Here is a 20486-nt window from a genome sequence, read left to right as displayed (position 1 = left end):
CACTGCGCTAGACGCAATGAAGGGGGCCTTCACGTACTTCAGGCGACCAGGCGCCGAAGCGGGCGGGTCGTCGAGCTACTGCACTGATTCCGACGCCGATTCAAACCCACTCATTCAAAAGAAAAGGTCCCGCTTCCGCTCAGCGAAGGCTGGGGGTTCCTGCGAGCAGAAGCGGGAGCTAAAGGTCGATACGGAGGGCCGCCTCTCGGCGAGTGGCACGACACGGCTCCGGCCGAACCGGTATTCCATGAAGGCGGAGGTTGAGGCCCGGGGGCACCATCCGTACCGACACTCTCTACAACGCACCACCGGCCGAAATGTTCCCCTGCACCAAGCCCCGATCCCTGTGACCCCCGTCAACACACGAATGCGCGAACAACAAAAAAGACCCGCTCCCGCTCAGCGAAGGCCTGGGGGTTACCTGCGAGCGGAAGCGGGAGCTAAAGGTCGATACGGAGGGCCGCCTCTCGGCGAGTGGCACAACATGGCTCCGGCCGAACCGGTATTCCATGAAGGCGGAGGTTGAGGCCCGGGGGCACCATCCGTACCGACACTCTCTACAACGCACACAACCGCCACATGTTCCCGAGCACCGAAGTGACGCGCGTCAACACACGAACGCGGTAACGGTCAGCAGGGCGGCGGAACCTGCTCCACCAGTTCGTCCGGGGCGGACAGCCGCCAGGCCTCGTAGACGAGTTCGGTCAGCTCGTCGGACTCGATGCCGTCGAGGTGGACCACCACCCAGCCGAAGCCCCCGGCGGTGAACTGCACTTCGAAGACGTCCGGCCGCTCGGCCACGAGCGCCTCTTGCTCGGACAGCGTCTGCTTCAGGCCGACGGTCTGGGTCCGCGGCCAGTAGTACCCGAACCGCTTGCCACGAACGCTGTACGACTCCCACTCGGTCGCGTCGGAACGCTGGACGTCCGCGAGCGCCTCCAGCATCCGGTGGAACTCGTCACTCCGCACACTCACCTGAAACCCCCAAAACTCGGCGGCCACAGTCTAGGCGAACCCACCGACAAGACCGGAAGCCCGGCCTGACAGTCCGAAGTGGACAGAGACTCGACGCCACCCGGCCGGGACGGTAGGTTCGCGTCGAGCCCACTCGACCCGGGGAGCTGAGGAATGGACCGACCGGTCACGGCGGCGGAACTGTTCGACGCCATCGGTTCCGCCTACGAGGACGCCTTCGGGCGGGCGCCGGTGGTCGACAAGGCGGTGCGGCGACTGCTGGCCGCGCTGCCGCCGTCGTCGAGGGTGCTCGACATCGGCAGCGGAACGGGCAGGCCGGTCGCCGAGGAGCTGTCCGCCGCCGGACATCGGGTGACCGGGCTCGACGTGTCGCCGGTGATGATCGGCCTCGCGCGCGAGCAGGTTCCCGCCGCCACCTTCGTCCACGCTGACGTGCGCGAATGGACCTCGCCGCCCGGGTCCTGGGAGGCGGTCTGCGCCTTCTTCCCGTTTCTGCAGATGCCGCGCAAGGACACCGAAGCCGTGCTCGCGCAGGTCGCGCGCTGGCTGGTGCCCGGTGGCCTGTTCGCGCTGGTCACCGTGCCGCGCGACGCCGAGGACGTGCCGGCGGAGTTCTTCGGCCGCACCTTCCTCGAGACCAGTTTCGCGCCGGACGACCTCGTCCGCCGGGTCGGGGCGGCCGGGCTCGAGGTCACCGGGACGCATTCGGAGCTCTTCACCGCGGACGAGCCGGGGACACCTCCGGAGGAACACCTGCTGATCATGGCCCGCCGCCCCGGCTAGCGTTGCGTTCATGCCGGTCATCAGCGTGATCACCCCGGTCCACCCGCCGAGTCTTCCGTACCTGTCCGAGGCGTACGAGTCCCTCGCCTCGCAGGAACTCCCGCCGGGCTGGACCTGGGAATGGCTGGTGCAGGAGGACGGCGAGACCGGCCTGCTCGACGACGTCCTCCCCGCCGACGGACGCGTAATTCCCGGTTCTGGTCGCCGTGGCGGCCCTGGGGTGGCGAGGATGATGGCGTTGTCCCGTGCCTCCGGGGAGCTGATCAAGGCGCTCGACGCGGACGACGTCCTGGCGCCCGGCGCGCTCGCACGCGACATCGCGGCGCTGGAGGATCCCGCGATCGGCTGGACGACCTGCCGGGTCCTCGACCTCTTCCCGGACGGGACCACGGCCGGGGTCGACAGCGATCCCGAGGAGGGACCGATCGAACGAGGCGCGATCCTGCGGTACTGGCAGCGCAACGGCTACGTGTCGTCGGTGGTGGCCGGGACGTTGTGCATCCGCCGTGAACTGCTGCTGGACCTCGGCGGCTGGATGGCGCTGCCCGCGTCGGAGGACACCGGGCTGATCCTCGCCGCGAACGCCTCTTCCGACGGGTACTTCGTGGCCACCTGCGGCATGTACTACCGGAAGTGGCCGGGGCAGGTCACCGCGTCCGCCGCGCACAACGACGACGCGGAACGGCTCGCGCGGATGAAACTGATCGAAGAACGCGCCGAGGTCATGCTGGCACGTCGACGAGGTCGAGCAGCGCCTTCGCACACAGGTCGCGGGTCTGGTCCCGGGTCAGCCCGCGGTACTTGAGCCAGTCGAGGCAGACGGCGACGACGAAGGCCAGCCAGCCTCGGACGATCACACGCAGGGTCTCCGGCGGGTCGCCGTCCGGGCACAGGACCGCCAGGATCCGGCGGCCCTGTTCGGCGAAGTTGTTGTCCAGGATGTCCCGGACGTCGTCGACCGCGATGGCCGTGCCCGCGTGCAGTGCCCGGTAGCCGTCCTCGTTGGCCTCGACGTAGCGGAGATACGCGTCGAGCCCCGCCATCAGCTGCTCCGCGACCGGCAGCGTGGGATCGGTCCTGGTCATCGCGAGCAGGCGTTCGCCCTCGGCCTTGATGACCTCGGTGACGAAGTCCCGTTTCGTCGGGAAGTAGTGGTAGAGCAACCCTCGCGACACCTCGGCGATGTCCGCGACCTGCTCGATCCACACGTCGTCGTACGGCCGGTCCGCGAACAGGCGGGCGCCGATCCTCAGCAACTGTTCCCGCCGCTCGGCGGTGCTCAGCCTGCTGCGGGGCCTTCCGGGAGAACTCGGCGCCATTCGGTCATCGTACTTACTTGACACGAGTTCAGTACCACGCCACTCTCGCTATTGGATGTCGATTCAACAGTGCTCACCTGGAGGGCCCGATGGCCACCGCACTCCCCCATCCCCCGCGCCGGATCCCGCTGATCGGCGACGTGCTCGGCGTTTCACCGAAGACCCCGGTCCAGGACTCGATGCGGCATGCCGCCGAGCTGGGCCCCGTCTTCGAACGCAAGGTGTTCGGGCGCCGGATCGTGTTCGTCCACGGCGCGGAGATGGTCGCCGACCTCTCCGACGAGAAGCGGTTCGCGAAACACGTCACGCCCGCGATCTCGAACCTGCGGCCGCTCGGCGGCGACGGGCTGTTCACCGCGCACAACGAGGAGCCGAACTGGCGGCGCGCGCACGAGATCCTCGCGCCCGCGTTCAGCCGCAACGCCATGCAGCGCTACCACCCGACGATGCTGGCGATCACCCGTGAACTGCTGGACACCTGGGACCGGGGCGGCGAGGTCGACGTCGCGGACGACATGACGAAGCTGACGCTGGAGACCATCGGGCGGACGGGGTTCGGCTACAGCTTCTCCTCGTTCGAACGGGCCGAACCACATCCGTTCGTCGCCGCGATGGTCCGCACGCTGCGGCACGCGCAGCGGATGGCGCTCCAGCCGCCCGTCATCGGCCCGCTCCTCAGCCGCAAGGCGAACCGGCGCAACGAAGCCGACCTCGCCTTCCTCCACTCCGTCGTCGACGAGGTCGTCGAAGCACGCCGGGGCGACACGAGCACCGAAGACCTGCTCGGGCTCATGCTGAACACCACGCAGCCGGGCACCGGCGCGGCACTCGACGAGGTCAACATCCGGAACCAGATCATCACCTTCCTGGTGGCCGGGCACGAGACCACGTCGGGCGCGCTGTCGTTCGCCTTGTACTACCTCGCCCGGAATCCGGACGTCCTCGCCCGCGCACAGTCCGAAGTGGACAAGGTCTGGGGCGAGAACCCGGATCCGTCCTACGAGGAGGTCGTCAAGCTCCGCTATGTCCGGCGAGTGCTCGACGAGGCGCTGCGGCTCTGGCCGACAGCGCCCGCGTTCGCGCGCCAGGCCCAGGTGGACACTGTCGTCGGCGGCTCCTACCGGCTCCGGAAGGGCGAGTGGGCACTCGTCCTCATCCCGGCGCTGCACCGTGATCCCGTCTGGGGAGACGACCCCGAGTCGTTCGACCCCGACCGCTTCGCCCCGGATCGCAACCGGGCCCGCCCGGCGCACGTCTACAAGCCGTTCGGCACCGGTGAGCGGGCCTGTATCGGGCGGCAGTTCGCCCTGCACGAGGCGACACTGGTCCTCGGCATGCTGCTGAGCCGCTACGACCTGCGCGGCGACCCCTCCTACCTGCTGAAGGTGCAGGAGCTGCTGACGCTGAAGCCCGAGGGGTTCAAGCTCGACGTCTCCCTCCGCGATCGCGCGACGGTGGGAACGACCGCCTAAGCGCCGGGCTTGAGCAGTTCGTCGAAGAGGGCGTCCACCAGGCCGCGGGGAACGCTCGCCCCCGTCAGGGCCCGGTAGACGACCGGGCCCGTGATGGCGTCGATGGCGGCGTCGAGGTCGAGCCTGGGCGAGATCTCACCGGTTTCGATTCCGCGCGTGAGAAGGTCACGCTCCAACTCACGACGCGGATCGAGATAGCGGGCGTGAAGGCTCTTGGCCGTCTCCGGGTTGTGCTGCGCCTCGGCGATGAGGGCGAGCAGGACCTTGCCCGCCGGATCGCGGGTGACGAACCGCGCGAAGCCGCGGAAATAGCCGCGGATGCCGTCCTCTGTGGACTTGTCCACCGGTACGGGGAAGCGCTTTTCGCTGTCTTCGATGAGCGTGTCGAGCAGGATCTCGACCTTCGAGGGCCACCAGCGGTAGATCGTCTGCTTGGCGACGCCCGCCCGGCGCGCGATCGCCTCGATGGTCAGCCGGGCGAAGCCGTGCTCGACGAGCAGGTCGTCCGCGGCATGGAGCACGGCGAGGCGGGCGGCCTCGTCACGCTGATTGCCGGAGCGCGCCCTGGGGGGTTGCGAATTCGCGGCGGGCATGCGGGCCACAGTACCGGTCGGTGCGGGAAGGCGCGGCAGCAACCGTGATACCGTCTAGACGCAACGTCGCGTCTAGACAAATCCTCGAATCTCAAGGAGTTTCCGTGTCCGACACCTCCACTCGACAAGCCCTCGTCATCGGCGCCTCCCGAGGACTGGGGCTCGCCCTCGCCGAGGAGCTCGCCCGGCGCGGCCGGCAAGTCATCGCCACAGCACGTCGAGAAGGCGGCGAACTGCAGGCGAAGGCCGATGCCTCGAACGGACGGCTGCGGGTCGAATCGCTGGAGATGACCAGTGACGACCAGCTCGCAGCCCTGCGCGAACGCCTGGACGGCACCGAACTGGACCTACTCTTCGTCAACGCCGCGATCGATCGCGGGAACCTGCCGATCACCGAGGTCTCAGCCGACACCTTCGCCGAAGTGATGCTCACCAACGCGTTGAGCCCGCTTCGCACCGTCGAGGCCCTCCGCGATCTGGTCGTACCCGGTGGCACCGTCGCGGTCATGTCCTCCAGGCAGGGCAGCGTCTCCCTGAACACCCGGCCGGGCTTCGAGCTGTACAAGGCCAGCAAGGCCGCGCTCAACCAGTTGATGCGCAGCTACTCCACCCGGCACGCCGACGATGGGCACACCAAGCTGCTCATCCACCCCGGCCACAACCAGACGCCGCTCGGCGGCCCCGGCGCTCCCCTCTCCCCCGCGGAGAGCATGCCGGCCGTCGTCGACGTCCTCGAGGCCCAAGCGGGTGCGAAGGGTTTGCAGTTCCTCGACCTCTACGGCGAAGTCGTGCCTTGGTAGGGCCCGGTCACATCTTCCTCCCGGGATCCGTCAGTGCGGTGAAAGCAAGACGGAAACCCTGGAGGAGAACCTCATGGAAGCACGGATCCCGAACCCGGCACTGGCGAACCCCGCCACGTTGAAGGCCCTGATCGCGTTGGCGGAGTCGACCGGCGACACCGGCGTCCCGAACACCACGCACTACCTCATGCACGTCCGCGCGAGCCAGATCAACGGGTGCAGCGGCTGCCTGGAGATGCACACCAAGGAACTGCGCAAGGCGGGCGAGTCCGACGAGCGGATCTTCACCGTCGCCGCGTGGCGTGACACGGCCTACTTCACCGACGCCGAACGCGCGGCCCTCGCGCTGGCCGAGGCCCTCACGCGGATCGCGGACCGGGCCGACCCGGTCGACGACGAGGTCTGGGCGGAAGCGGCCCGTCACTACGACGAAAAGCAGCTCTCGAGCCTGGTCCTGTCCATCGCCGCCATCAACACCTGGAACCGGCTCAACGTCGCCACCCGGCAGGTCGCCGGCGCCGCCTGACCGGCCTATCTGGCCTGTCGCAGCTCCACGCAGCACTCGGCCGCGCCGGGGACGAGGACCGCTTCCACGTTCCCGGCGCGCACGCCAGTCAGGAAACCGGCCAGGAAGGCCTGGTTGAGCCCGCAGACCAGCTCCGGCGCCTCGGCCGCCAGCGGGTGGAACGGGCAGTTCCGCAGCCGGACGCAGGTACTGGTGTCCCGGCTCGGCTCGAAGCCGTGACGGCGAAGCACCCCTTCGGCCACGGTGAGCGCGCGTTCCACGCCGAGCCTGCCCGGCCGGGTCCGTGCGCGTTCCTCTTCGCCCGCCGCGAAACCACGCTCCCCCGCGACCCGCAGGACGGCGTCCCGCGCGGTCTCGCCGGTTCCTTCGGCGAGTACGGCCTCGGCGAGGATGCCCGCCAGGATCTCGTGCCGCCGCACGGGAAGCTGCACCTGGATGGCCTCGTCGACAGGTTCGTAGACCTTGGGCCTGCGCCCGACCTTGACCACCGGCCCCGCCGCGAAGCCGAACTTGAGCAGCCCCGCCGCCACGAGTTTGTCGAGGTGGAAGGCGGCGAGCTTCCGGGAGATCCCGACAGCGGCCGCCGCCTCGTCCCGCGTCACCGGACGCCGCGCGCCCCGGGCGTAGGCGTACATGCCCCGGCGGAGGTCGTCGTCGAGCGCCGCCACCGCGGTGATGGAACGGGCGTCGAAGCCGTCCGGATCGGACACTGTCACGTACACCACGATATCGCCCATCTCAACCGGCGGAACATCCTGAACTGCGGATCTACCATGTAGGCTGAACCGGCGGGCGATAAAAAGCCCAACAATCTTAGTCGAATTGCTCTGGGGATCGCGGTCAGCCTAGGAGGCCTTATGTCCACTCCAGCCTTGCGTGTCGTGCACGAACCCGGGCCGGGGCCGGACCTGGAGGCCGCCGAGGCCGCGGCCGCCGATCTCCTCACCGCACTGGGCATTTCGCTGGACTCCGAGAGCCTCCGCGGCACCCCGGGCCGGATGGCCCGCGCGTACGCCGAACTGTTCACCCCGCGGTCGTTCGACCTCACGACCTTCCCCAACGACGAGGGTTACGACGAACTCGTCCTCGCCAGGGGGATTCCGGTCCGCTCCGTCTGCGAACACCACCTGCTGCCGTTCGTCGGGGTCGCGCACGTCGGTTACCTGCCCGGCGATCGGATCCTGGGCCTGTCGAAACTGGCCAGGATCGTCGAACACTTCGCCTGCCGGCCGCAGGTTCAGGAACGGCTCACGAAACAGGTCGCCGACTGGCTCGACGAGCAGCTCGAGCCGCGCGGTGTCGGCGTCGTGATCGAGGCGGAGCACTCGTGCATGACCCTGCGCGGTGTCCAGGCCGCCGGTTCGAGCACCGTCACCTCCACCCTGCTCGGCACGCTGCGCGAAGACGCCCGTTCGCGCCAGGAGTTCTTCGCCCTCACCGGCATCAACGGCTGACAGCGGGCTCTTGCGCGTAGGCCGCGGAGACGACCTCGCGATCGAAAACCCGCCAGGTGAGCGCGGAAACGACCATCGCCACCACGAAGCCCACCCAGTAAGGCGTCGTCAGGCCGAACTCGGAAGCCACCACGCCACCGAGCAGCGCGCCGAAGCAGGTCCCGCCCGCGACGATGAACAAGCTGGTACTGCCGACGCGGCCGAGCATCTCCGGCGGGGTGAGCCGCTGGCGCAGGGAACTGCCGACGATGCCCCACAGCGCGCCGTGCACCCCGAACAGGAACAACGTCACCCCGACCACCGGCGCGCTCGTGCTCGTCGCGAGCACCAGATGGGTCCCGGCCTCGACCAGCAGCCCGATCCTCAACGTCCAGGTCGGCGTGCACCAGGCGATCAGCCGGTCGCCCGCGACCGAGCCGAGCAGCCCGCCCACCGCCATGCAGGTGAAGAGCAAGCCGTACCCGACGGCCCCCAGCTGAAGCCGTTCCTTGGCCAGCAGCACCAGTATCGAGGTGGCCGCCACGAGCGTCACGTTCAGCAGGCCGATCAGCCCGACCATGGTCCGCAGCAGGCGCTGGCCCGCGAGCCAGCGGAACCCTTCGGCCACCTCCGCCCGGATCGAGCGCCGCTTCACCGGCTCGCCGGGGCCGTCGTCGGACCGTGGCCGGTAGGCGCCCGCGATCAGTCCGAGCAGAAGGGCGCTGACCGCGTACGTCCCGGCGTTGACGTAGAACGGGATACTCGCCGCGACACCGAACAGGAGCCCGCTCAGCGGCCCGGAGAGCATGCCGTGGGTCAACGTCGTCCCGGCGTACAGCCGCCCGTTCGCCCGCTCCAGCAACGCCTTCGGGACGATCGAGGGCAACATGGCCCCGCTCGCCGTCCGGAACACGACCTCACCCGAGTTGATCACGAAGAGGACGGCGTACACCAGGGCGACACTGGCGTTCCCCGTCGTGATCGCGACCGCCAGCAGGGCGACGGCGGGGACGCGGATCCAGTCGAGCGTGATCATCAGTTTGCGCCGGTCCACCCTGTCGACCAGCACCCCGCCCGGCAGCGAGAAGAGCAGCCAAGGCAGCCACGCCACCGCGAACCCGCCCGAGACCACGAGCGGATCGTCGGTGCGGGACGCGATCAGCAACGGTGCCGCCACCGTCGCGAGACCGCTGCCCAGTGCGGAGGTCGTGCTCGCCGCCCAGAGTTTGACGTACCTGCCGTCCAGCCGCTCCCCCGTCATGGAATCCAACGTAGCGAGCGGTGACCGAGCGGAGGCGGAGTTTCACCCACAGCTGAGCAGCGGACCTCTAGACTGCCCTTCCGTTCGGCCTTGGGAGGGGACCGCGGATGGTGCTGGTGCGCGACGTCGATCCGTCGATTCTGCTGAAGGGCAAGCCACGGGGTTCGAGTCTCGGCCTCTACCTACCTCGCGATATCGACGGAGACCTCAGGTCCACACTGTCGACCGCACGGTTCACGCTCATCGTGTTCGAGACCAACTCGGGCGCCCGGCGCTCGGCCTACGAAGCCCTGCTCGCGGTGCTCCCGCAGACTGAGCTGATCGTCGAACCCGAGATCAACGATCTCGCGCTCGACCGGGATGCCGCCCCGGCCGTGATCTGGCTCGACAACAAGCTGCCCCAGGTCATCGGCCGTGAACCTGCCATCGTCGAGAACTGGCTCGCCAGAGACCCCGCCCGGCGCGTGCTCGGGCTGGTGGGCGCCAGCAACTTCGAGAACCCGAACCTGCGCCGCGGCATCGATCGCCTTCGCCCCGCGGTCCATCGCATCCTGCCGGAACTCTCCACGAAGGAGCGGACCACCGCCGAGCGGATGCACAACTGGCCGCACGCTCTCACCATCGAGGAACTCACCCGCGCACGCGTCACGAACGCGGCGGCGGTCCCCGACCCCTTCGCCGCCCACGTCGCCGACTACCGGCCCGACACCGACGACGGCGTCGACCGCCTCGGTATCGGCCCCGACGTGCGCATGCTCGCGGACCTGGTCGTCTCCAGGATGATCACCCCTCCCCTGTCGATCGGCCTGTTCGGCAGCTGGGGTTCCGGCAAGAGTTTCTTCATGCGCCAGATGCAGCTGCGCGTCCGCGAACTCGCCGATTCCGCGCAGGAGGCCGAAACCGTGGCCGGCGCGCACGGGAAAGCCGTGTCGTCCTACTGTTCGAGCGTCCGCCAGATCAGCTTCAACGCCTGGCATTACAGCGAAGCGAACCTTCTCGCCAGTCTCGCCACGCACATCTTCGACAACCTCGCCGCGAGCGGCGCCGAGAACGACCTCCAGCGTCAGGCCGACGCGCTCGCCGAACGCCGCAAGACCGAGAAGACCCTCCTCGGCAGGCTCAGCGCGGTCCGCCTCGAACGCAGAACCCTGACCGCCCAGCAGAAACAAGCGAAGCGAAGGCGACGGAAGCCGCGTGACTACGTCCGCGCGGTCTTCGACAGCCTGACCGACGCGGACAAGGCCTGGATCGCATCCCGCCTCGGCGTCGAACGGCCGACTGCCGAAGATCTCGAACGCCTGGCGCAGGAGACCGGCGGACTGCGTTCGGACGTCGCCGAATTCTGGCGACGGCTGCGGCAGGATCCGGTTCCGCTGCTGATCCTGATCGGCGGGCTGGTGACGGTCCTGGTCGTCACGTTGCTCGTCGGCCGGACGCAGGTTTCGGGCGTGCTCGGCGGGCTCACCCTGGCGAGTTCCGCGCTGACCGTCGTCCTGCGGATGCGCGCCAGCGCGGGCCGGATCCACGAGGCGCTCGGCAAACTCGGCGGTCCGTCCGAAGAGGACGAAGAGACCGAGAGGCGCCTGGCAGAGCTGGACGCGGAATCCGAAAGGCTCGAAAAGGCGGTCACCGAACTCGCGCCGGGGCTGGACCTGGTGTCGTTCGCCGAGTCCCGGGTTTCGGACTACGTCGAGCATCTGGGTGTGGTCTCGCTGCTGCGCAAGGATCTCGAGACGTTCGCGACCATGCTCGCCGAAGTCCCGCACGGTTCAGGGAAGATCGAACGGACCGTGCTCTACATCGACGACCTCGACCGCTGCCCGCCCAAGGTCGTCGTCCAGGTCCTCGAAGCCATTCATCTCCTGCTGGCGCTGCCGGTGTTCGTCGTCGTGGTGGGCGTCGACTCCCGGTGGCTGAAGAGAGCCGTCGAGCAGCACTACGAAGAGATGCTCGGCGACGATCCGGAAACCTTCGCCGAGAACTATCTCGAAAAGATCTTCCAGGTGCCGTTCACGTTGTCCCCCATGGACGATCCAGGGTTCGCGGGGCTCGTGCGCGGGCTCGCCGCCACCGAGGGTCAGGACGCCACGCCGGTGTCCAGGCCCGCCGAAGCGGATCAGGCCACCGAATCCCGCTCTCCGGCCGTGTCCGGGCAGGCTCCTCCTCCCGAGGAAGCACCGGAACCGTCGTCCGAACAGTCCACAATAGACCTTCGACCTCCTCGGCTGGTGATCTCACTGGCGGAGCTGGACTTCCTGGCGACGCTCGCCCCGCTCGTCCGGTCGCCGCGGGCCGCGAAAAGACTCCTGAACCTCTACCGGCTGCTGCGGGCGCGGCTCGCCGGCGAGGACTTGGCCGAGTTCCTCGCCGGCGGCGACCGCGAGGCACCCTTTCGCGCGGTACTGGTCCTGCTGTCCGTGCTCGTCGGGTATCCGGAGGTGGCGTCCTGGTTCTTCGCCGCACTCGCCGGGCTGGACCCCGACGACAGCGCGCTCGAAATCGTGTCGTCACTGAACGACCACGAACTGCGGCCGAAGGTCGAACGCGGCCTCGTCGGCGGCTCGTGGCCGGAGCTGGCCGTGTCCTATCAGCGCTGGTTGCCGTTGGTGAACCGGTTCTCGTTCGCCCGCGACGACTGATCCCGCGACCGCTCGATGTCCGGCCCCCGGTAAAGCCGCTCCGGGATCTGCGCCAGCGTCGAGGGATGGACCTGCGGGCCGAGGCCGTAGAGCTTCTGGAAGCTCATGATCAGCGGCCGCCACCGGTCGGGGTCGATCCTGTCGTCGGTGCCCGGCATCCGCACCTCGTCGTGGACGTGGACGCGCTGCACACGGACCTCGAACACGAGGACACCGCCGCGTTGCGCCGCGTCGTCCTCGGCGAGCGGGTGGACCGCTTCGACGACGGCCTCCATCGTCACCGGGCATTCCGCCACCCGCGGCGGTCGGACCGTCTCCGAGGCGACCGGGGTCAGGCCCGCCCTGCCGAACTTGTCCGCTTCGTGCCGGTAGCCGCGCTGGTACTTGCGGGCCGGGACGGGATCCGACCCGGTGGTCAGGGCGAGCTTGTCGACCGCGGCCGCCAGATCGTCGGAAGGGAGATTCAGAACACATTCACGGTTGCGCATGAGATTCTGCGCGGTCTTGGATTTCGCGCCCAGTCCGAGCATTCCCCGCCATCCGAGCCAGAACGCCGACGACATCGGGGCCAGGTTCGGGGAACCCGCCTGGTCGACGGTCGAAAGAAGCACCACAGGGGTGCCGAAGTAGAGGATGCCGGGCTCAATACGGGTGTGCGCGGTCTCGGCCGCTGACGTCGTAACTGTCACGTTCGTCAGCTTCTCCGCCTCGCGCGGCTGAGGCTGGCGTGAATCGGACGTCGCGATCAACACCGTCGGCGGACGGCTTGGCGCCGCCGGAACGCCTACCCTGTCCGTGATGGTTCCCTTGGGCGGACACGAACCCGGGGTCGTTCGGAGTATTGCGTTCGGCCGATTGCTGGTAGGTTCGCCGAACTCGAAGACGAAGGAGGCGCCGGCAGCTGCCCGGTCAACACCCGAACGCGCGTGGTGAGGCGAATCGCATGCGAGACGATGTGGTCCAGGCGAGCTCGATTCTCGGGCATTCTCCCGGCCAGGTTTGGGAAGTCATCGGCGATCCCGAGTCCTACTCGAGGTTCGTCGCCGAGATCAGCTGGTGCGAGGTTCGGCAGTCCGCCGAACGCGGACGCGGTCCGAAGTGCCTCATCCGCCTGGAGCCGCGGGCGGGAAAGCTCGTCGTCGGTGAAATCGAAGCCAGGGTCTGGCGGCCCGGCGAGCACGTCGTCTGGTGCGGCGTCGAAGACAACGGCAACTGGGTCTCGGTCGAGCTGAGGCAGGCTCCCGACAACGGCACGGAACTCGTCGCGCAGCTGATGCTTCCGGCCCGGCACGCGCATCTCGTGTCCGCCGCGTCGTTCAAACGCTCCGTCCGCGCGGTGGCCCGGCGGATCGATCTGCATCTCTCGGGCCGGGCGGCGTCACCGCAGGAAGAACCCGCGCACACCAAGGCGACCACGCTGCACACGGCGAGCACGCTGATCAAGGCCGGGGTGCTCGCGGCCGCGCGACCGGACAAGATCGCCAAGCAGCTCACGTCGCTTTCGCAGTGGGGCGCCACCGTCGCGGGCGGCTACACGGCCAACGCGGCCCGTGTGCCCGAAGAAGTCGCACTGCACGACGAGCGCAATGTCCGGACGTTCAAACAGACGGCTGATCGCAGCAACCAGCTCGCGAACGCGCTGGCGGCGCGCGGAGTCCGTTCCCGCGACCGGATCGCCTTGTTGTGCCGCAACCACGCCACGATGGTCGAGTCCCTGATCGCGTGCAGCAAACTCGGCGTGGACGCGATCCTGCTCAACACCGGGCTTTCCGCCGGCGCGGTCGCGGACGTCATCGGCCTGCACAAACCGGTCGCGGTGCTCGCCGACGACGAGTTCTCGCGGGTCATCGCCGACATCCCCGGCGATTTCCTGCGACTGTCCACCTGGCCGGAAACCGAGAACGGTTACCCGACGATCGATCAGCTGATCGCGGGGGTGCCCGCCACGAAACTCAAACCGGTGGACCGGATCGGCAGGCTCGTCGTCCTCACGTCGGGCACGTCGGGAACCCCCAAAAGCGCACGCCGCCCGACCCCGAAAGGGCTCGCGACGTCGGCCGCCATGCTGGACCGCATCCCGCTCCACTCCGGCGACCGTTTCGTGGTGGCCGCGCCGTTGTTCCACAGCTGGGGTCTCGCCGGGATGCAGATCGGGATGGCCGTGCGGGCGTCGTTGTCGCTCGTCCGCCGGTTCGACGCCGAAGAGATCTTGAGAACCATCGCCGAACATCGCTGCGGTGTGCTGTTCGCCGTCCCGATCATGTTGCAGCGCATCCTCGATCTGCCCGAGCGGGTTCGCGCCCGCTACGACCTGTCGTCACTGCGCATCGTCGCGAGCAGCGGATCCGCGCTGCCGGGGACGATCGTCACCGAGTTCATGGACACCTTCGGCGACGTGCTCTACAACTTTTACGGCTCCACCGAGGTTTCTTGGGCCAGCATCGCCACACCCGAAGACCTCCGCGCCGCGCCGACCACCGCCGGCCGCTGCCCGCCGGGCACCCGCGTCGCCATCCTCGACGACGATCACAACCGCGTCCCGCCGGGCTGGGAGGGGCAGATCTTCGTCGGCAACGACATGCTTTTCGAGGGCTACACCGACGGGGCCAGCGTGCCGCGCGCGGAAGAACTGATGGCGACCGGCGACGTCGGCTACCAGGATGCCTCCGGACGTCTCTTCGTCACCGGCCGGGCGGACGAGATGATCGTGTCCGGCGGGGAGAACGTGTCCCCTCGCCCGGTCGAAGAGGCCATCGTCGCGCTGCCCGGCGTCCACGAAGCGGCCGTGATCGGTGTGCCGGATCGCGAGTTCGGGCAACGGTTCGCGGCCTACATCGTCCCGAAACGCGGCGCCAGGATGAGCGCGGAAGACGTCCGCGCGTACATCCACCGGAGGCTGGCGCGCTTCGCGGTGCCGCGGGATGTGTACTTCGTGGAGGAACTCCCCAGGAATGCGACCGGGAAGGTGCTCAAGCGGCTGCTGAAGGACGAGACCTGGCCGATCGACCAGTAACGTCCTTTGTGGACCGGTCCTCGTGAGTGGCAAGGAACGGTTATTGAGGGGTAAGTCAAGGTGGCGTGTTCCGGGGGCGAGACCGGTGACGGGATGAAGCGTCCTTCGTCGCGTCCGATGCTGAGCGGTCGTGTCGCGAAAGCCACTTTCGGGACGTCTGATGTCGCGAAAGTGGCTTTCGCGACACCCGTCCTGCGAACGAAAGACGGCACGAGCACGCCACGTTTACCCTTTCCGCCACTAGAACCGTCTTTACCACTCACGAGAGCCAGCGCAGGCTCAAGCCGGAGGCGGCAACGGCGAGACCGACACGATGCAGTACCGGTCGTCGCCTTCCCGCCGGACCTCCATCGTCGCGGTGAAGTCCGTCTCGTAGTTCAGCGTTCCGCTCATCGTCACCGAGATCAGGTCCGGGCTCACCTGCTTCGGGTCCTTCGCCGTGAGCGAAGCGTTCCGGTCGCCGAAGGCCTTCGCCGCGGTCCGGACAGCGTCCTTGGAATCCGCGCAGGCCGATTCGGCGGCCCTGTCGGCCTCGTCGCCGAAGACAGCGAGCATGAACTTGCCCGCCAGCACCGGGCCCCAGTCGAGGCTGAGCGGGGCCTGCGTCGCGCTCGCAGACCTCGAGGGCTTGTTGTCGCTCAGCAGGAAACCGGGTGCCACGAACGCGAGGATCACGAAGACGACCACCACGAACACGCCGCCGCCGGCGATGAGCCCGATCAGCAGGCCGTTGCCCTTTTTCGGCGGCGGCTGCTGCCCCGGGAACTGTGGACCGCCGTAGCCGGGGGGCGGATATCCTTGCTGCGGGTACTGCTGCTGGGGATAGCCCTGCTGCGGCTGGCCCCACTGAGGTCCTTGAGGCCCCTGCGGACCCTGTGGACCCTGTGGATACGACATCGGCGTTCCTTCCCCCGAACGAGCTGTCCGGCGAATCTACCGTCCCCTTCGGACGGTCAAAAATCAGCTCCGGAGCCTTTAGACTCGGCCCATGAAACGACTGGTGGTCGTGGTCTTCGACGGGGCTTCACTCGGGGCGATGTCCTTCGCGTTCGGTGTCTTCGACATGGCCTCGCAGTTCGGGGAACTACCCGACCTCGAGATCAGGGTCGTCGGCGGCGAACCGGGCACCGCGCTGCGTGGTGGTGGGCTGACCGTTCCGGTCCCCGAGGATCTCGGTGCCATCCGGGAGGCGGACCTGGTGCTGGTCCCGAACTGGCGGTCGCCGATGGAGGATCCGCCGGAAGCGGCGCTGGAGGCGCTCCGAGCCGCGCACGACCGGGGCGCCCGGGTGGCCGGACTGTGCAGTGGCGCCTTCGTGCTGGCGTCCGCCGGGCTGCTCGACGGTCGTCCCGCGACGACGCACTGGGCGATGGCGCCGCTGCTGGCGGCCCGCTTCCCCGCCGTCCGCCTCGACGAATCGGTGCTCTACATCGACGACGGCGACATCCTGACCTCGGGCGGCGGAGCCGCGGGGATGGATCTCGGCCTGCACCTCATCCGCTCGTGGTGTGGCGCGGAGGTGGCGAACCGGCTGGCGAAGGGCATGGTCGTCCCACCGCACCGGCCCGGCGGGCAGGCGCAGTACATCGAATCGCCGATGCCGGAACTCGACGAGGGCGACCCGGTCTCGGAGACGATGGCGTGGGCGCTCACCCGGCTGGACACCGCGCTCCCGGTCGACGAACTCGCCAGGCGGGCGCTCATGAGCAGGCGCAACTACGACCGCCGGTTCCGGGAGATCACCGGCGCCGCGCCCGGCACGTGGCTCACCCACCAGCGGGTCATCCGCGCCCAGCAGCTGCTCGAATCCACCGACCTCCCGGTCGACGAGATCGCCCGGTACTGCGGGTTCTCCTCCTCGGCCGCGCTCCGGCCGCATTTCCGGCGGCAGGTCGGGGTCACGCCGGTGTCCTATCGGGAGACGTTCGGGACCCGGCTCGGTGTCCTGGAGCCCATGCTGTCCTGATCGGGCTGTCTCAAAACTGACGCCGGTTGGCGAAAACACCGCTCACGGTGAAGGGCCGCGACGGGCCACGATCGGAGCATGACCGAAGACAGCCGTTCCTTCCTCAACCGCCGGTCCATGCTCACCCTCGGCGCGGGTGCCGCGGCCGCGCTGGTGGCCTCGGGTGGCATCGCCGAGGCGGGCCAGTCCGGTAGCCCCGGCGACGCCGAACTCGCCCGGTCCCTGCCCGGCGGTTTCCGCAGTGCGTACGCCCAGGTCAACGGCGTGCGGCTGCACTACGTCGCCGGTGGCCGGGGCGAACCGCTGATCCTGCTGCCGGGCTGGCCGGAGACGTGGTGGCAGTACCGCAAGATCATGCCCACGCTGGCGAAGCGGTATCGCGTGATCGCCGTCGACCTGCGGGGCATGGGCGGCTCCGGCAAGCCACAGGACGGGTACGACAAGAAGACGATGGCCCGCGACATCTTCGAGCTCGTCCGCTCGCTCGGCTACCGGCAGGCGCATATCGCCGGGCACGACATCGGCGCCATGGTCGCGTTCAGCTTCGCCGCCAACCACCCGGAGGCGACGAAGACCGTCACGCTCATGGACGTCTCGCACCCCGACGAGAGCCTGTACCAGATCCCGATGCTGGCCCCGCCCGGCCAGCCGGTGCACGTCTGGTGGTTCGCCTTCAACCAGGTCGCCACCCTGCCCGAGCAGCTGGTGGCCGGCCGGGCGCGCTTCCTCGGCGACTGGATGTTCGACCATCTGGCGGCCGATCCGGCCTCGATCGGCGACCGGGACCGCGCGATCTACGCCGCCGCGTACGACCGCCCGGACGCGATCCGCGCCGGGAACGGCTGGTACCGGGCGTTCGGCAAGGACATCGAGGACCAGAAGGCCTACGGGAAGATCGCCGCGCCGATGCTGGGGCTGGGCTCGGAGTTCAACTACGACTACCTCGCGGCGGTCCTGCCGTCCAAGGCGGTGGACGTCCGGGTGCGGAAGGTCGCCGGTTCCGGTCACTTCGTCGCCGAAGAGCAGCCTCGGACGGTCATCGACGAGTTGCAGGCCTTCCTCGGGTGAGGCTTATACCCCGAATGGGTCAACGACGCCCTCCGAACCGCCCCGTTCACTCGGTCAGGTGAAAGACGCAGCCACGCGTCATTCTCGCGACGGGGTTCCCTCTTCTCTGGTGTGTCGGTACCGGCCGGGCAGCCCCCCGAACGGCCGGTACCGACACGGAAGTAGTCAGCTCAACCGATCCACCAGCGGGCCTTGTAGATCCACGCGCCGTGCAGCGCCAGCTCGGCGCGTGGAAAGGCCAGCCGGACGGAGTCCGTGCACCAGGTGCACAGGTGCCCGTCCTGGATCGAAGCCGTCAGGACCTGCCCGGTCCGGGGATTCGTCGAAACACTCTTCACGTGCGGCCGGTCGATCTCCCTCGCGCCCGCGTACCGCTGGGTGAACCGGCCACTCGTCTTCGAGAACTGGTACACCCCGGCTTCCGTGGTCACCCACAGCAGGTCCGGCCGGTGCGGAACCGGCTGGAGGTCGTGACCGCCCTTGCTCGGGACCGGAACGGACCGTTGCCCGGTGATCACCGGCGCGGCGGGGGTCCCGCCGACACTCAGCGCGACGAGCGCGTCGGTGCCCAGTGCCCACAGCACGTTCCGGCCGGCGTCCCACACCACGCCGTGCGCCCCCACCAGCGGATACTCGGCGTACGTCTTCGAGCGCTGCCCCTGCGAGGCGGTGTAGACCCGCACCCAGCCGCCGGTGCTGGCCGCCACCGCGACGTTGCCGTCCGGCAGGAGTTCGATGCTGTGAGGATTGGCCGGTCCGCCGACGTCCGCGGCCCAGTAGGCCCGGTCGCCCGCCGGGTACGGCACGACGGCCGCGAAACCGCCGGACGCCGACGTGAGCAGGTACTTCTCGCCCCCGCGTTCGGCGAGCTTCGCGTCGCTCGGGTTGCTCCACGATCCCGCCAGATCGGCCAGCCCGTTGGCGGCGTTCGGCGCCCACGACCAGCTCACCTTCCGGTTCTGCCAGGAGGCGCGGTCGGCGGGCAGGACCAGGATCCGCTTGGACGCCTGTTCGGTGATGACGATCGAGCCGCGATCGCGGGCGCCCGCGTCCGCCACCGCCGGCGCGGACCCCGCCACCGAAAGGCCCGCGATGGCCAGCGCCACCAAGGATTTCCGCATGATCTTCATACGGAGACTGAATCCGCCCCGGATGACGGCCGCGTGGCGGTGACCGGAAACGTGGGTGTCGACGAGATGACCCCGGGTCAGAGCGTCGCCCCGGATCGCCGGAGCATCACCTCGTCGACCTGACGGCGTGCCGTCATCGGCGCCGGGCGGCCGTAGCCGAGGCGCAGCACCGCATGCGGGCGGCCGAGGTCGGCGAAGATCCGGTCCAGCGCGGTCCGCGTCTCCGGGGTTTCGAACGGCCTGCCGACGAACGACGTCGCGAGACCGGCGGCCGTCGCGGTCAGCAGCACCCGCTGCAGCACCATGCCCGCCCGCAGGTCCGCGGCGGGCCCGCCTGCCGCGGTCAAGATCGCGCCGAGCACCGGCTCACCGCCTTCGGGCTCGGCGGCGAGGAAGGACTCCTGCGCCGGGATCCCGTGCGGTGACGGCGGTCGGGTCGGTGCCGGGACGCCGTCCGGCGCGTTCGCCGCCCGCCGCGTCCACAGCGCGATCTCCGCCTGGAAGGCGCCGTTGCGCGCCTGTGCCGCCTCGGCCCGGTGCAGCACGCGCGCGACCGCGTTCGCCCGGTCGCCGCGGCCGAACAGCTCCAGCAGCCCGCCTTCCACCAGCGCGGCCGCCCGCAACGTCGTCCGCGCCCACGCGGGTACCGGCCGGTCCAGGAACGGACGGCGGTTCGTGTGACGGCGGAAGACGGCTTCGGCCAGTTTTCGCTCCTCCGGCGAGGAAAACCGGTCACTGTCGATCAGGAGTCCGGCGAGCAGGTCCGGCTCCTCCGGCCTCGGCAGCACCCGCAGGGAGAGCGTCTTCCCGTTGGACCGCAGGGAAACGATCAGGTTGAACACCGCGGCGCCGCACGAAAGCCGTGCCTCGCGGGCGGCCGGGTCGGCGATCCGGAGCACCCTGGTGCGGTCGAGCCACACCTCGATCCGGTCCCGGTCGACGACGAACCGCCAAGGCTGGGTGTTGAGCGGGGACGGCGCGCGCACGGCCGCCGCCACCGCCTGGTCGACGTGGTTCGGTAACGGGATCTTCATCGTGGGCTCCGGGGGAAGAGGGTTGATCCACCTTCGGCCGGGGTATCCGGCGACCGCAGCGGCCGCCGGTCACGAATTCCGAGGACTTTCGCCCCCGATCCCGGTGAGCGAGGACTTAGGACCCTGTGCCACGAGCGGCCGCGATGGGAGTCTCGATGACCGGAACGGAGCCGACGATGACCGACGACAGCGGCAAATGGACCATTGACGTTTCCCTGCAGCACGGGCCGTACCGGGTACGAGCGGAGGCGTTGCTCCGGCTCGAAGACGGTGGCGAGTTCGTCGGCGTCGGACTCGCGCACGGCGGGCTGAGAGAGAGTTCGCTCTCCCAGGTCGGTTCCTATCTCGCGGTGGCACGGGCGCTTTCGGACCTCACCGCGGAACTGCTGGAGACCGTCGCCTCCGACGTCGACGCCGAAGTCTCCCGGTCGATCGAAGTCGACGGAATCCTCGCCGCGCAGTCGTCGAACTGAC

The 20486-nt window shown here is 69.0% G+C and carries 20 protein-coding genes; 11 read left to right on the top strand and 9 right to left on the bottom strand.

Features of this window, described 5'->3' with window-relative positions; translation table 11 throughout:
• Positions 1-630: 630 nt before the first annotated feature.
• On the bottom strand, positions 631-975 hold the full coding sequence (locus ACLJRM_RS20920) for an MmcQ/YjbR family DNA-binding protein (RefSeq protein WP_410600927.1): 345 nt from the start codon (positions 973-975) through the stop codon (positions 631-633).
• Positions 976-1128: 153 nt separating this feature from the next.
• Here ACLJRM_RS20920 and ACLJRM_RS20915 point away from each other — a divergent pair, with 153 nt between their 5' ends.
• Together ACLJRM_RS20915 and ACLJRM_RS20910 are read left to right on the top strand one after the other, a co-directional pair.
• On the top strand, positions 1129-1758 hold the full coding sequence (locus ACLJRM_RS20915) for a class I SAM-dependent DNA methyltransferase (protein WP_410664025.1): 630 nt from the start codon (positions 1129-1131) through the stop codon (positions 1756-1758).
• A 10-nt stretch (positions 1759-1768) separates the two neighbouring features.
• Positions 1769-2563 carry a glycosyltransferase gene (locus ACLJRM_RS20910; protein ID WP_410664024.1) on the top strand — a complete coding sequence of 265 codons (795 nt, stop codon included), beginning with the start codon at positions 1769-1771 and terminating at the stop codon, positions 2561-2563.
• On the opposite strand, the gene ACLJRM_RS20905 is transcribed toward ACLJRM_RS20910, so the two are convergent.
• Positions 2481-3077, bottom strand: coding sequence for a TetR/AcrR family transcriptional regulator (locus ACLJRM_RS20905; RefSeq protein ID WP_101607443.1), 597 nt, complete (start codon positions 3075-3077; stop codon positions 2481-2483). The genes ACLJRM_RS20910 and ACLJRM_RS20905 overlap by 83 nt on opposite strands.
• Before the next feature lie 89 nt (positions 3078-3166).
• Here ACLJRM_RS20905 and ACLJRM_RS20900 point away from each other — a divergent pair, with 89 nt between their 5' ends.
• The gene (locus ACLJRM_RS20900) at positions 3167-4549 is read left to right on the top strand and encodes a cytochrome P450 (RefSeq protein ID WP_410664023.1); all 1383 of its coding nucleotides are present in this window, start codon (positions 3167-3169) and stop codon (positions 4547-4549) included.
• Here the strand turns inward: ACLJRM_RS20900 and ACLJRM_RS20895 are convergent.
• The gene (locus ACLJRM_RS20895; protein ID WP_410664022.1) at positions 4546-5142 is read right to left on the bottom strand and encodes a TetR/AcrR family transcriptional regulator; all 597 of its coding nucleotides are present in this window, start codon (positions 5140-5142) and stop codon (positions 4546-4548) included. The two genes, ACLJRM_RS20900 and ACLJRM_RS20895, sit on opposite strands and share 4 nt — an antisense overlap.
• Positions 5143-5246: 104 nt before the next feature.
• Between ACLJRM_RS20895 and ACLJRM_RS20890 the strand changes: the two genes are divergently transcribed.
• A complete protein-coding gene (locus ACLJRM_RS20890) occupies positions 5247-5942 on the top strand; it encodes an SDR family NAD(P)-dependent oxidoreductase (RefSeq protein ID WP_410664021.1) in 696 nt (231 codons plus the stop codon).
• Between the two features lie 73 nt (positions 5943-6015).
• Entirely contained in the window at positions 6016-6468 is a 453-nt protein-coding gene (locus tag ACLJRM_RS20885; protein WP_101607439.1) for a carboxymuconolactone decarboxylase family protein, read from the top strand.
• A gap of 5 nt (positions 6469-6473) precedes the next feature.
• Here ACLJRM_RS20885 and ACLJRM_RS20880 read toward each other — a convergent pair whose 3' ends face one another.
• Positions 6474-7205: a helix-turn-helix transcriptional regulator gene (locus ACLJRM_RS20880; protein ID WP_410600921.1), complete on the bottom strand. Its 732-nt coding sequence runs from the start codon at positions 7203-7205 to the stop codon at positions 6474-6476.
• A gap of 120 nt (positions 7206-7325) precedes the next feature.
• Here ACLJRM_RS20880 and folE point away from each other — a divergent pair, with 120 nt between their 5' ends.
• Complete coding sequence (gene folE, locus ACLJRM_RS20875; protein ID WP_101607437.1) at positions 7326-7922, top strand: GTP cyclohydrolase I FolE; 597 nt, start codon at positions 7326-7328, stop codon at positions 7920-7922.
• Here the strand turns inward: folE and ACLJRM_RS20870 are convergent.
• The gene (locus tag ACLJRM_RS20870; RefSeq protein WP_410664020.1) at positions 7912-9162 is read right to left on the bottom strand and encodes an MFS transporter; all 1251 of its coding nucleotides are present in this window, start codon (positions 9160-9162) and stop codon (positions 7912-7914) included. The two genes, folE and ACLJRM_RS20870, sit on opposite strands and share 11 nt — an antisense overlap.
• A 107-nt stretch (positions 9163-9269) precedes the next feature.
• Between ACLJRM_RS20870 and ACLJRM_RS20865 the strand changes: the two genes are divergently transcribed.
• Positions 9270-11801 carry a P-loop NTPase fold protein gene (locus tag ACLJRM_RS20865; protein ID WP_410664019.1) on the top strand — a complete coding sequence of 844 codons (2532 nt, stop codon included), beginning with the start codon at positions 9270-9272 and terminating at the stop codon, positions 11799-11801.
• On the opposite strand, the gene ACLJRM_RS20860 is transcribed toward ACLJRM_RS20865, so the two are convergent.
• Positions 11750-12490, bottom strand: a complete 741-nt coding sequence (locus tag ACLJRM_RS20860; RefSeq protein WP_410664018.1) for a flavin reductase family protein — start codon at positions 12488-12490, stop codon at positions 11750-11752. The two genes, ACLJRM_RS20865 and ACLJRM_RS20860, sit on opposite strands and share 52 nt — an antisense overlap.
• A 254-nt stretch (positions 12491-12744) precedes the next feature.
• Between ACLJRM_RS20860 and ACLJRM_RS20855 the strand changes: the two genes are divergently transcribed.
• Positions 12745-14814, top strand: coding sequence for an AMP-binding protein (locus ACLJRM_RS20855; protein ID WP_101607434.1), 2070 nt, complete (start codon positions 12745-12747; stop codon positions 14812-14814).
• Between the two features lie 279 nt (positions 14815-15093).
• Here ACLJRM_RS20855 and ACLJRM_RS20850 read toward each other — a convergent pair whose 3' ends face one another.
• Positions 15094-15711, bottom strand: a complete 618-nt coding sequence (locus ACLJRM_RS20850) for a hypothetical protein (protein WP_410664017.1) — start codon at positions 15709-15711, stop codon at positions 15094-15096.
• Between the two features lie 91 nt (positions 15712-15802).
• On the opposite strand from ACLJRM_RS20850, the gene ACLJRM_RS20845 reads away from it, so the two are divergent.
• Together ACLJRM_RS20845 and ACLJRM_RS20840 are read left to right on the top strand one after the other, a co-directional pair.
• Positions 15803-16780 carry a GlxA family transcriptional regulator gene (locus ACLJRM_RS20845; protein ID WP_101607432.1) on the top strand — a complete coding sequence of 326 codons (978 nt, stop codon included), beginning with the start codon at positions 15803-15805 and terminating at the stop codon, positions 16778-16780.
• Between the two features lie 78 nt (positions 16781-16858).
• Positions 16859-17848 carry an alpha/beta fold hydrolase gene (locus tag ACLJRM_RS20840; RefSeq protein WP_410664016.1) on the top strand — a complete coding sequence of 330 codons (990 nt, stop codon included), beginning with the start codon at positions 16859-16861 and terminating at the stop codon, positions 17846-17848.
• Between the two features lie 170 nt (positions 17849-18018).
• Here ACLJRM_RS20840 and ACLJRM_RS20835 read toward each other — a convergent pair whose 3' ends face one another.
• A complete protein-coding gene (locus ACLJRM_RS20835) occupies positions 18019-18978 on the bottom strand; it encodes a DUF6528 family protein (protein WP_410664015.1) in 960 nt (319 codons plus the stop codon).
• Positions 18979-19055: 77 nt separating this feature from the next.
• On the bottom strand, positions 19056-20012 hold the full coding sequence (locus ACLJRM_RS20830) for an Acg family FMN-binding oxidoreductase (RefSeq protein ID WP_101607429.1): 957 nt from the start codon (positions 20010-20012) through the stop codon (positions 19056-19058).
• Positions 20013-20167: 155 nt separating this feature from the next.
• Between ACLJRM_RS20830 and ACLJRM_RS20825 the strand changes: the two genes are divergently transcribed.
• Entirely contained in the window at positions 20168-20485 is a 318-nt protein-coding gene (locus ACLJRM_RS20825; RefSeq protein WP_101607428.1) for a dsRBD fold-containing protein, read from the top strand.
• The last annotated feature ends 1 nt before the right edge of the window (position 20486 follow it).

This window comes from Amycolatopsis sp. lyj-84 (assembly GCF_046549075.1).
GTDB lineage: Bacteria > Actinomycetota > Actinomycetes > Mycobacteriales > Pseudonocardiaceae > Amycolatopsis.
Note: the sequence above shows the minus strand (reverse complement) of the source record. Positions and strands in the feature narration are given on the sequence as shown.

Bases quoted from the DNA above. Each gene is read 5' to 3' on its own strand.
- ACLJRM_RS20870 (WP_410664020.1), bottom strand. From the start codon at position 9,162: ATGACGGGGGAGCGGCTGGACGGCAGGTACGTCAAACTCTGGGCGGCG.
- ACLJRM_RS20895 (WP_410664022.1), bottom strand. From the start codon at position 5,142: ATGCCCGCCGCGAATTCGCAACCCCCCAGGGCGCGCTCCGGCAATCAG.
- ACLJRM_RS20880 (WP_410600921.1), bottom strand. From the start codon at position 7,205: ATGGGCGATATCGTGGTGTACGTGACAGTGTCCGATCCGGACGGCTTC.
- ACLJRM_RS20905 (WP_101607443.1), bottom strand. From the start codon at position 3,077: ATGGCGCCGAGTTCTCCCGGAAGGCCCCGCAGCAGGCTGAGCACCGCC.
- ACLJRM_RS20840 (WP_410664016.1), top strand. From the start codon at position 16,859: ATGACCGAAGACAGCCGTTCCTTCCTCAACCGCCGGTCCATGCTCACC.
- ACLJRM_RS20865 (WP_410664019.1), top strand. From the start codon at position 9,270: ATGGTGCTGGTGCGCGACGTCGATCCGTCGATTCTGCTGAAGGGCAAG.
- ACLJRM_RS20835 (WP_410664015.1), bottom strand. From the start codon at position 18,978: ATGAAGATCATGCGGAAATCCTTGGTGGCGCTGGCCATCGCGGGCCTT.
- ACLJRM_RS20850 (WP_410664017.1), bottom strand. From the start codon at position 15,711: ATGTCGTATCCACAGGGTCCACAGGGTCCGCAGGGGCCTCAAGGACCT.
- ACLJRM_RS20825 (WP_101607428.1), top strand. From the start codon at position 20,168: ATGACCGGAACGGAGCCGACGATGACCGACGACAGCGGCAAATGGACC.
- ACLJRM_RS20855 (WP_101607434.1), top strand. From the start codon at position 12,745: ATGCGAGACGATGTGGTCCAGGCGAGCTCGATTCTCGGGCATTCTCCC.
- ACLJRM_RS20900 (WP_410664023.1), top strand. From the start codon at position 3,167: ATGGCCACCGCACTCCCCCATCCCCCGCGCCGGATCCCGCTGATCGGC.
- folE (WP_101607437.1), top strand. From the start codon at position 7,326: ATGTCCACTCCAGCCTTGCGTGTCGTGCACGAACCCGGGCCGGGGCCG.
- ACLJRM_RS20915 (WP_410664025.1), top strand. From the start codon at position 1,129: ATGGACCGACCGGTCACGGCGGCGGAACTGTTCGACGCCATCGGTTCC.
- ACLJRM_RS20830 (WP_101607429.1), bottom strand. From the start codon at position 20,012: ATGAAGATCCCGTTACCGAACCACGTCGACCAGGCGGTGGCGGCGGCC.
- ACLJRM_RS20845 (WP_101607432.1), top strand. From the start codon at position 15,803: ATGAAACGACTGGTGGTCGTGGTCTTCGACGGGGCTTCACTCGGGGCG.
- ACLJRM_RS20910 (WP_410664024.1), top strand. From the start codon at position 1,769: ATGCCGGTCATCAGCGTGATCACCCCGGTCCACCCGCCGAGTCTTCCG.
- ACLJRM_RS20885 (WP_101607439.1), top strand. From the start codon at position 6,016: ATGGAAGCACGGATCCCGAACCCGGCACTGGCGAACCCCGCCACGTTG.